Source organism: Ruegeria sp. (genome assembly GCF_028066395.1).
GTDB lineage: Bacteria > Pseudomonadota > Alphaproteobacteria > Rhodobacterales > Rhodobacteraceae > Ruegeria.
Genome location: NZ_JALCBM010000136.1, coordinates 1 through 2,867, shown reverse-complemented (window position 1 = coordinate 2,867; position 2,867 = coordinate 1). Strand labels below are relative to the sequence as shown.

3 protein-coding genes are annotated in these 2,867 nt (G+C 57.8%); 2 read left to right on the top strand and 1 reads right to left on the bottom strand.

Annotated features, from left to right (window positions below):
• Positions 1–1,499, top strand: a 1,499-nt coding sequence (locus MPJ51_RS21675; protein WP_298391139.1) for a M3 family oligoendopeptidase, incomplete at its 5' end; no start/stop codon positions are given.
• Between the two features lie 3 nt (positions 1,500–1,502).
• Positions 1,503–2,465, top strand: a complete 963-nt coding sequence (locus tag MPJ51_RS21670) for an HNH endonuclease (protein WP_298391137.1) — start codon at positions 1,503–1,505, stop codon at positions 2,463–2,465.
• Positions 2,466–2,638: 173 nt separating this feature from the next.
• Here MPJ51_RS21670 and MPJ51_RS21665 read toward each other — a convergent pair whose 3' ends face one another.
• Positions 2,639–2,866, bottom strand: coding sequence for a TraR/DksA family transcriptional regulator (locus MPJ51_RS21665; protein WP_298391135.1), 228 nt, complete (start codon positions 2,864–2,866; stop codon positions 2,639–2,641).
• Between the last annotated feature and the right edge of the window lies 1 nt (position 2,867).

The following is a 2,867-nucleotide window of genomic DNA, read 5'->3' as shown; positions in this document are numbered from 1 at the left end:
TGTCGGACATGCAGGAAAAGATCACCGTTTTCACCACCCCGCTGGTGTTCTTCACACTGGAAATCAATCGTCTCGACGATGACGCGCTGGCCGCACATTTCGCCGCCAATCCGGCGCTGGCCCGCTATGAACCCGTCTTCCGCCGTATCCGCGCGATGAAGCCCTATCAACTCTCTGATGAGCTTGAGAAATTCCTGCACGACCTCGGCGTGGTCGGCGACGCGTGGGAGCGGCTGTTTGACGAAACCATCGCCGGGCTGACCTTTACCGTCGATGGCGCAGAGCTGAACATCGAAGGCACCCTGAACCTGCTGACCGAACAGGACCGCGCCAAACGCGAAGCGGCAGCACGGGAACTGGCATCCGTGTTTCAGGACAACATCAAGACCTTCGCCCGCGTCCACAACACGCAAGCCAAGGAAAAGGAAATCGTCGACCGCTGGCGCAACATGCCCACCGCGCAGACAGGCCGCCACCTGTCCAACGACGTCGAACCCGAAGTGGTCGAGGCCCTGCGCGAGGCGGTCGTGGCCGCCTATCCCAAACTCAGCCATCGCTATTATGAGCTGAAACGCAAATGGCTGGGGCTGGACGTCATGCAGGTCTGGGACCGCAACGCGCCGCTGCCGATGGAAGACACTCGCATCGTTGGCTGGGCCGAGGCTGAAACCACGGTGATGGACGCCTATAACGCCTTCGATCCGCGTATGGGTGAGATCGCCGCGCCATTCTTCTCGAAAGGCTGGATCGACGCCGCCGTGAAACCGGGCAAAGCCCCCGGTGCCTTCGCCCACCCGACCGTGACCGAGGTTCACCCTTACGTCATGCTCAACTATCTGGGCAAACCCCGCGACGTGATGACCCTGGCGCATGAGCTGGGCCACGGCGTGCATCAGGTGCTCGCCGCCGATCAGGGTGAGATGCTGTCTTCGACCCCGCTGACTCTGGCCGAAACCGCATCCGTGTTTGGCGAGATGCTGACTTTCCGCAAGATGCTGGATCAGGCCGAAACCCCGGAACAGCGCAAGGTGCTGCTGGCAGGCAAGGTCGAGGATATGATCAACACGGTCGTCCGCCAGATCGCCTTCTACGATTTCGAATGCAAACTGCACGCCGCCCGTCGCGAAGGCGAGCTGACCCCCGACGACATCAACGCCCTGTGGATGAGCGTTCAGGCCGAAAGCCTCGGCCCGGCGTTTGAGTTCGTGGAAGGCTACGAGACCTTCTGGGCCTATATCCCCCACTTCGTCCACTCGCCCTTCTACGTCTATGCCTATGCCTTTGGCGACGGCCTCGTGAACGCGCTTTATTCCGTCTACGAAAGCGGTGCCGAAGGGTTCGAGGACAAGTATTTCGACATGCTGCGCGCGGGCGGGTCCAAGCACCACAAGGAATTGCTGGCCCCGTTCGGACTGGACGCCAGCGACCCGAAATTCTGGGACAAGGGCCTGTCGATGATCTCGGGCTTCATTGATGAACTTGAGGCGATGGAGGGTTGAACGATGGAAAGTTGGGAAAGCGTTGCGCAACGACTTGATCAGCTTTACCTAAAACGCCCTGAAATCGCGAGTAAGCAACTCAAGAACCAGCCAAATTTACTGGTTCTTGAAAATACAATTCATGGCTTTTTTCCTATCCGGCGTTTGGCAGATGGTCGTGAGGAGCGACTAATGGACTTACCCAAGTGTAAGGCGCAAGAGGCTGCGCGTTATTCTAGTGACTTACGTTCAGTTGGCTTCCAGCCCATCCGCCCGAACGACACTCGACATTCTGGACTGATCCAGCAGCTAACAAATCTACTCCATGAAAAATATCAAACCAACCCATCCCGTTCTGAAAAGACATTTTGGATACGCTCATACTCTTTGAAGGAAAAAGTACTGAAGGCTTTTGAAACATTCGACCGATATGGTGTGCCTGATGGATTTCGAGAAGCGCGCACATGGTATGTTTCGCATCCTGAGACCGGGGAGCCGTATCCTGCAAAAGCTATTTGGGGACTCGCGACTGACCAGAAAAGCGATGAGTTTATTTCCCATCAGGCTCGCGATGGGCTTCGCAAAGCTGGCTTTGAATGCGCCGATCTTAACGGCAACCCGCCAATTGATGTATCCCCCGAGCCACTGTTTGAGGGGGCTGAACGGCAGTTCACACGATCAGCTCGCGAACGTAACCAAGTCGCCCGCAAGCTATGCTTAGAGCACTATAGCAGCAATGGCAGAGTGACCTGCATAGCCTGTGAACTGGACTTCGCAGAAACTTACGGACCAATCGGGGATGGTTTCATTCACGTCCACCATCTGGACCCGCTGGCAGAGGCGGAAGGGTCGAGAAACGTCTCACCAGAATTCGACCTCGTTCCTGTCTGCCCAAACTGTCACGCTATGATTCACCGTGGCGGTCAGAACCGTAGCATTGACGAAATCCGAGACTTGTTAGCCGCAAACTCAAGACAAAACAGGTAAACACACTCGCGCGGAATCAAGGCCGCAGGCCGCCGCGCGATCGCCAGACCGCCCGCATGGGCTGGCGATTTGGAGATGTCTGTGCTCCGTTCGGGCAGAGGATGTATTTGGCTGGCATAAAGTGCCCTGTTCAAAAGGAAGGACGCCATCCCGCGGTCTGGCCATCGCGCGCCTCACTTCAACTGACTGTCCTTCGAGCCACGCCGATTGATGCCGCTGCGCGCCTTGAAGGCCCCGTCGCGGTCCTGCTGACACTCCAGACACAGCTTGACGCCCGGCAGGGCCAGGCGGCGTTTCTCGGGGATCGGTTCTTCGCATTCCGCGCAATGGGTCAGGCTGTCGCCCACGGGGCGTTTTTGCGCCTGCATCCGGGCGAGTTCATCCGAGATCGAGGCCTCGATC

Coding starts and splice junctions, on each gene's coding strand:
- MPJ51_RS21670 (WP_298391137.1), top strand. CDS start 1,503: ATGGAAAGTTGGGAAAGCGTTGCGCAACGACTTGATCAGCTTTACCTA.